The following is an 8,075-nucleotide window of genomic DNA, read 5'->3' on the forward strand; positions in this document are numbered from 1 at the left end:
CGACACGCTGTCGGGCGGAACCGGCGAAGACACCCTGATCGGAGGCAGCGGCGACGATTCCATCGATGGCGGGGATGACGACGCGGCGACCGGCGGAACCGGCGACATTGCTGTCTATTCCGGAAGCCGCAGTTCGTACTCTGTAGTGGGAACTCAAACGGGTGTCCTCGTCATTGATAACCGGCAAGGGTCACCGGACGGCACGGATTTCGTCTACAATGTGGAAATTCTTCGTTTCGCAGACGGCGACTATGCCGTTGCATCGGAGTTCTCAGGCGTCACGATCGAGGGAACGTCCGAAAGCGAGAACGGGGACGGCGGCAATCCGGCAGCTCTTGTCGGAACAGTCCTGAGTGATGAGATCAACGGAAACGACGGCGATGACCGCATCGAAGGGCTATCGGGGAACGACACGCTCAACGCCGGCAACGGCGCAGACACGATAATCGGCGGCGCCGGCGACGACTCTATCGATGGGGGCAATGACGGAAGCAATGACGTCGTCATCTTCTCCGGGGTGTTGGCGGGCTATCAGATCGTGGAAGACGGCGACCGGATCACTGTCACTGACATCGATCTGAATGACGGAGACGATGGCACCGACATACTGACCAACATTCGGGCTTTGCAGTTCGCAGACCAGGTTCTTGTTCCGAACAATAGTGTCGAAGCGTTCGATGATGCATTTACAACGGACGCGGACACGACGCTCGCAGGAAGTCTTATTGCCGCGAACGGCTTGTCGGCAGACAACGATCCTCAGGGAGATGCTCTGCAAGTCGCCAAGATAATCGATTCCTCGGGCGCGGAGCATGACGTCGGCGAGCAGGCCATCATTATTCTTCCCTCCGGGGCGACGCTGTTCGTGTCGAGTGATGGCACGATCGACTACCAGCCCTTCGGCGGAAGCGGTGCACTTTCGATCTACGACGAATTGACTGATGGAGAAACCGCAATTGAAGTTTTCGATTATGTGCTGTCGGATGAGTTTGGTGCTGAAGCTCAAGCGGAAGTTTCGATAACGGTAAATGGCATAGATGATGCGCCGGTCCTGGCGGCCGCAACCTTCGAGATTGACCCGCTTGGCGTAGCCTCCGGGAATGTCTTCGACGACAACGGTGGTGGGGGTGCATACGATCCAGAAGGCAAGCGGCTTACACTGGTTTCAGTCAATGGCCAGGCAACGAATGTTGGAACTCAATTCGCCCTTGCATCGGGGGCGGAGTTCTTTCTCTCTGCACAAGGTGAGTTTGTCTATAATCCAGGCGATGCGCTGGACTTCTTGCTGGCTGGGCAAACGAACTCAGAGACAATCATTTACTCAGTTTCGGACGAAACCGGAAACGTTAGTACATCGCAGATAACTGTAAATGTCACAGGCGTTACGGTCATCGAAGGGACTGATGCGAGCGAGATCATTGGTGGCACGGAAGGCAATGACTTCATAGATGGTCTTGCTGGAAACGACACGTTGCAGGGCGGTGACGGCGATGACGTCTACGTGCTCTCCGAGGGCACCGGTTCCGATACGATCATCGACGACTCGGGCGAGAACGTCGTGAGAATTCAGGATGTGCCGGTTGGCGACATCCTAATGTTCGTCACTATCGTCAACGGTCGCTATGACCTGACAATCCGTCTTTCCACAGGCGACGAGGTCACGATTCAGAATTATCGCCAGACCCCGATTGAGATTGAAGGCGAGACCATTCGTGAAGTGCAAATAGTCAATGTGACGCAAACTCAGAACATCAGCGGTATTGGCGGTTGGTATGTTTTGGGCGGGTTCGGTGGAGGCGGCGGTAGTTCGGGGCCGGGCCCTATTCGCGTCATTCGCGTCACCAGCCCGGAACCGAGTACTGTCCAGTTTGCTGAATTCGGTGCTGACGATCTGCGGCTTTTTCGGGATCCCAACGACAGAGACGTACTTATCCTCTTCATCCGGGATTCCGACTGGCGCGTCGACATCGTCGGGCAATTCGATGAAGAGGGCGACCTTGTACCCGCAGTAAACAATGTTCAGTTCATCGGCAGCCCTGCGCTCAGCCTCACCTCCGATCTGGTGTTCGAAGGCTCACTGGAAGACGAGATCATGCTGGGCTCGACGAAGGAGGACACGCTGGTCGGCGCGGGCGGCTTGGACGTCTTCTCGGGCTCCCGGTACGAGCTGGATGGGGACACCATTGCGGACCTGGACCGCGGGGACGTAATCGAGGTGACCGGTCAGACCTTCGACGCCTCGCACGTCTCCACCGCCTTCGCCGACGGTGCGACGATCCTGCAGATCGACCTGCAGCTCGATGGCCTCGCCGATATAGAACTCACGCTGGACGGCATCGAGCGGCCGGTCGAGGGCTTCGCGGTCTCCACCACCCTCGACGGCAACACGCAGATCGAGGCGATTGCCTTTCAGACGCCGACGGCAACGGGCTCATCTCGGACTGTAGCGCCGGGGACGGTGATTGCGCTGGCAGACCTGTTCACCTGGGGCGACCCGGATGGAGACGACGATCTGCGGACCTTCTCCGCAGAGGATCTGACGCCTGGCGGTGGATACCTAACCGAAAACGGCTTGGAGGTCGGTTCGACCGGTGATCCGATTGACATTGCCGAGATCGGGAACTGGGCGTTCGTTTCTGGCGCGGAAGGCGAGACTGATACAGTTCAGTTTTTTGTCACCGACGCCAGCGGAGCTACAAGCAGTACGGTCCTAGCGGATGTCGAAAGTAAGACAGTTCCTGCCTTTGATTTCTCTGCAACCAGTCCCGATCTTCTACTCGCAATGCACTTCGCCATTGATGCCTACAATGGCACGGGGCCTAATTTCATCTCCAGAACCACCAGCGAGCCCAATCCATTATCTGGCTATGATGTTGGCACGTGGCGTGCGATTTACACAACGTATGAAGAGGACTCTTCGCTAGAAGAATATAGCGGCCTTGTAGATCGAGACGGAAACGAAATTAGAACTGCGACAACCTTACCGGGCATGCAGGCGACTGCATATTTGGATGAAGACACAGGCCGAGTCATTATTTCGTTTCGGGGGACTGACGACTTCGGAACTTTGGGCGAGAATCTCGTCACATCCATCCCATTGGGACTCGGCATAAGCGAATTCTCAGATAGACGCACCTCGGAATTCGATGTCGCCTACGTCGAATTGTATCAAGCGATAAGGCATTTGGATACAACGCTTGGTTTGGGCTTGGGTCTACCGGAAAACATCAGGACCGAGTCATTTCTTCAGGCAGCTATCGACTTTTATCAAGATGTCGTGAATGAATTCGAAGTTGATGCAAGTATGGTGACCTTTACGGGGCATTCACTGGGTGGAATACTTGCTGGCCTGCTCGGAGGAATGACTGGGAATCAGGCGCTTGTTGTGGGGTCGGGGCCGCACAACGTTGCATTCGATGCATATGCCTCAAATGTCTCGCTCGCCGAAGTGCCGGGCATGTACTCTCTGGACGCAGATGGTCGATTAACTGGTGACTGGTCTGATGTGGTCGGCGTGAGTTTGCAAGGAGAGCTGTTGACTTCTTTGGTTGAACTGTTTGGCGGCAGTCAGCCTGCGCAGATAAAGGAACTATTTGGCGATATTAGTTTCGCCTATGCGAGCGCTAGCGCTATATATCAAAATGGCCTTTCCCTTATTGAGTCTCAGACAGTTGCGCCTGCCTTGAATGAGGTCGGTGCGGCACTGAACCACATTGCAGCTAGCTTGGACGATGCGTTGGCGTCGAAATATCAAAGCGTTGAGCTTGCTTATGAGGCACTCATAGCGCTCAATGCTGGGCCAGCCTTTGATAGTCTATTCGATGCCAGCTACACTGGTTTCTGGGATGCATTCTGGGCCTCTATCTTGCCGGATGGAGAAGATCCAAAGCAGCAATTGATTGATGCATCAAGCCTACATGCGTCTCAGTTGCACTATTTGATCCAAGCGGCCGACAACTCGCTAGCAATTACGCAAAGGTATAAGGAGGTTGATGGCTTTCTGGATGGATTCTTCGAACGGGAGTTGGCGAGAAGTGCTGTCGACGCATACATTGGAAATGTCGAAACTGGGCGCCAGTATATCATTGACCAAGGCGAAGTTGATTACGATTATGGCGCGATAAACTTCTCGAATATTGTTTTGTCTTACCTTGACGGCACAAAGGCAGACGTCCTTTCGCCTCTGTTAAGAGACGTGGAGAACAAGCTTGGCGACTTGATCGATGTCGATTTTGAGCAGATCGAACGAGCCGAACTACTTTCCGCATTGTCGGCCATCGCAATTGAACACGCGAGCCGAGTGGCGTTGTTTCCACTTGAATCGGTAAGCTACAACGAAGAGAATTTCATGACCGAGTCGGACGATTGGATCACAATCGATCTTGGTGCCTCGATCATCCAGGGAGAGTCCTTCTACGGAGTCCAGTTGCTTGCGGACTCATTGCCGCTTCGGGCGGCCGATGCCGATGTCTTGAGGGACGACTTCACAAACAACCTTAGCTCGATAATCATTGGAAAATATCTGTCCCCTTCAGACACTCGATCTGTTCTGGGCTCTTCCGGCAACGATCTGATCATAGCCGGCAGCGGCGCCTCTCAAATCGAAGCGGGTCTCGGCAACGATATTCTTTTCTTGGGGTCCCTGGATGACATCGTCCTATTCAATGTCGGTGACGGAACCGATGTCGTCTACGACGACGGTGGATCGAACACCTTGGTGCTGGACCGGGACTTTAATGAGTATGTGATTGGAGGCTTCTTTGACTTTGATGGCTTCCTCAGTCTCCAGCGAGAAACCGACACGATCTTCTTCTCCCGCGGTACTTTCGATTACATTTTAGCCGGAGGAACGTCGCACGCCCTGCTTGACAGCGGCATAGTCACGGACAGTGAGACAGGCGATGTCGTGGTCTCCTATACGCCGACAGAAGCTGGTGTGACTCTCGTTGGTGAGAGTTCGGAGGTCTCGTCTACGATCAACGTGGCGTATCTCGATCAAGCGACCGCGGACGGTGCCGTTTTCTATAATTGGAGACTGAACTCTAAGGTGGTTCTCACGGATTTGTTGCTCACGCCAGAGAACGGAACGACTATTGTTGGCTCTCTTATCGTCGAGTTGGACTACGAACTGGATGGGGTGATTGATGCGACGCTCAAGTTCGAAGGCGACTACAGCGGCTTGACGCTAGAGTTTGCAAATGACGGGACCGACACTACGATCACGATCGTTGATAGTACCGAGTTCAACAACAATCCGACAGCTGCAGACGACCAATATGTCGTGGACGAAGACCAGTCACTTTTGGTGGATGTCTTGGTGAACGACAAGGACATCGATTTTGATCATATTTCAGTGATCTCGGTTGGCCCAGGCAGCCACGGCACAGCATCCATCAATTCTGATGGAACTATTCTCTATTCTCCAGATGAGGACTTTTTTGGAGAAGACAGTTTCACTTACCTAATCTCCGATGGTGAGTTATCTGACACGGCGACGGTTACAATTACTGTCAATCCAGTGACCGACGCGCCCGACCTGTCCGCCGTCGCTTCGGCCTCGGTCGAGGAGGGCACGAAGGCGACTGGGATCGTGCTGTCGGCCTCGGATGTGGATGGCGATGCCGTGACGCTGTCGCTGATCGGCGACGACGCGCATCTGTTCGAGATCGACGAGACGTCGAACAAGCTGCGCTTCCTCGGCCGGCCGGACTTCGAGGCTCCCGAGGATGCCGACGGCGATAGTGTCTATGAGGTCACCGTCATGGCCTCTGACGGGGCACTGGAGACGACCCAGGCAATCGCGGTCACCGTGACGGATGTCGACGAAGCTCCGGAGTTCATTCTGGTGGCCGAGGCCGCGATCGACGAGAACACACTTGGCACGGGCCTCATCCCCACTGGTATCGATCCCGAAGGGAGTCCGCTGAACTACGGTCTCAGCGGCGACGACGCCGCGCTGTTCGAGATCGAAAGCGGCACCGGCGAGATCGTGTTCCTCGCCGCCCCAGACTTTGAGTTGCCAGGCGATACGAATGGGGACAATCGCTACGACCTGATCGTGACGGCGTCGGACGGCACGCTCGACACCAGCCAGGCAGTCACGATCACCGTCGGCGACGTCAACGAAGCACCGGACTTCACCGCCACGGGTCCTTTCACTGTCGCGGAGATCACGACGACAGTGGGCAGTGTGGCGGCCACCGATCCCGAGAGTGATCCTATCGTCTATACTGTGTCCGGCGGTGCGGACGGGACGCTGTTTGCTGTCGATGAGACCTCGGGCGCCCTGAGTTTCCTCACTGCGCCGGATTACGAGGCCTTCGGCAGCGCGGACGGCGACAATCTCTATGAGGTCGCAATCTCGGCCTTCGACGGCTCCAACACGACTGCGACCACGATCCTTGTCGAGGTGACGGACGTGGTGGAGACCCTGACAATCACCGGGACGAACGGCACCGATTATCTCGTCGGAACCGACGCCGACGAGATCCTCAATCCGCTGGCCGGCCGTATCGACTATGTCACCGGGGGCGGCGGGGCCGACGAGTTCGACTTCTCGTTCTCCACCCAGAACGGTGCGCGCGAGACACGCTATGTTCTCGACTACAACGAAGCCGAGGGCGATACGCTGAACCTCGGGGAAGCAAACGTCGCGATGAGCCGGACAATTGGAGATCGGACGTTCCTCTACCTCGACAACGACGGCGACGTGATCGTGCTGACATCGCCTGTGTTCGTTGCCAGCCTGGAGACGGAGAATTTCCTGTGATTTCAGGCTTTGTGGAATGCGATGGTGGCTGTAGGCTTCACCTGATTGGTAAGCTGAATGTTGGAGGGGGCTTGGATGAACAAAATACGTAGCGCTGTATTGGCCAGCGGGCTTGCGTTGAGCGGTACGGCAGTTGACGCCGTTCCAATCGACCTCACTAGTTATGGCTATACGGAGGACGTTGTCGTTCTGCCATTGAGCGATGTGTCAGTCTCTGTCTTGGACTTCGGTACCATCAATCTCTTTGCCGACAATATTCTGGCGGGCTCGCCAGTCCTGTTCTCGCTGATCGATTTCGATGCGACCGGACCAGTTGATGCATCCTTCAGTGCGTCGGATTTTGCCACGTTCGATGTGTCAGGTGTCGCCGCAACTGCACGTGGCGACGACACCGACATGCTCCAGTATCTGTTCGAGGGCGTAGCGGACTTCTCGAGCGATGCACTCGGTGTCGATGGCGGAGCTGTACTGGTCGAAATTTCGGCAAGCGGCCTTTTCCTGACCGATGGGTACTTCACGGATTCTACGAGCGTGACCATAACGAGGTTGACCGCGATCGCAGCAGTCCCGCTGCCGGCCGGCGGACTGTTGCTTCTTGGTGGGCTTGCTGGATTGGGCGGTATTGCCGCCCGAAAGCGACGTCGCGGGTCCTGTCAGACAAACTTGGCTTGAGGCGGTGCAGGGCGCTGGCTAGAGTGACTGCATGACCAAACCTGACCCGTTCAAGCACTTCAAGACCAGCCGCGGGTGCTGTCAAAGGAAACCGGCTTGAGGCGGGTAGGGCGGTTTCGTAGCCTTGCAGCATGGCTACGAGATCCCCGTTTCGCTATTTCAAGACCAGTCCGGAGATCATCCGCCTGGCAGTTATGCTGTACATCAGGTTTCCGCTTTCACTGCGGGACGTGGAAGATCTTCTGCACGAACGCGGCATTGATGTGAGCCACGAGGCCGTCCGGTTCTGGTGGCACAGGTTCGGCCCGATGTTCGCTGCAGAGATCCGAAAGCGGCGGGTCGAGGGTATGAAATCCAGCCGATGGTGCTGGCATCTCGACGAGATGTTCGTGAAGATCAATGGCGAACGCCACTACCTTTGGCGGGCTGTGGATCACGAGGGCGAAGTCCCTGAGAGCTTCGTCACGAAGAAGCGGGACAAGAAAGCCGGGCTGAAATTTCTAAGGAAAGCAATGCGTAAGCAGGTGCTGTCAAAGGAAACCAGCTTGAGCCGGGCAGGGCGGTTTCGTAGCCTTGCAGCATGGCTACGAGATCCCCGTTTCGCTATTTCAAGACCAGCCCGGAAATCATCCGC

The 8,075-nt window shown here is 55.9% G+C and carries 3 protein-coding genes; all 3 read left to right on the top strand.

Translation table 11 applies throughout. The features are described from left to right. Nucleotides 1-220 precede the first annotated feature (220 nt). Entirely contained in the window at nt 221-6,769 is a 6,549-nt protein-coding gene (locus AC2FNA_RS23955) for a cadherin-like domain-containing protein (RefSeq protein WP_496830923.1), read from the top strand. A gap of 75 nt (nt 6,770-6,844) precedes the next feature. Further along, on the top strand, nt 6,845-7,441 hold the full coding sequence (locus tag AC2FNA_RS23960) for a VPLPA-CTERM sorting domain-containing protein (RefSeq protein WP_496830919.1): 597 nt from the start codon (nt 6,845-6,847) through the stop codon (nt 7,439-7,441). Between the two features lie 131 nt (nt 7,442-7,572). Then, nucleotides 7,573-8,075 (top strand): IS6 family transposase (locus AC2FNA_RS23965; RefSeq protein ID WP_496830921.1); only part of this gene is annotated, 503 nt, incomplete at its 3' end.

The sequence above is a fragment of the Ruegeria sp. YKSD163 genome (assembly GCF_059612905.1).

Excerpts from the sequence above, each read along its gene's own strand:
- AC2FNA_RS23960 (WP_496830919.1), top strand. The coding sequence starts at position 6,845 with ATGAACAAAATACGTAGCGCTGTATTGGCCAGCGGGCTTGCGTTGAGC.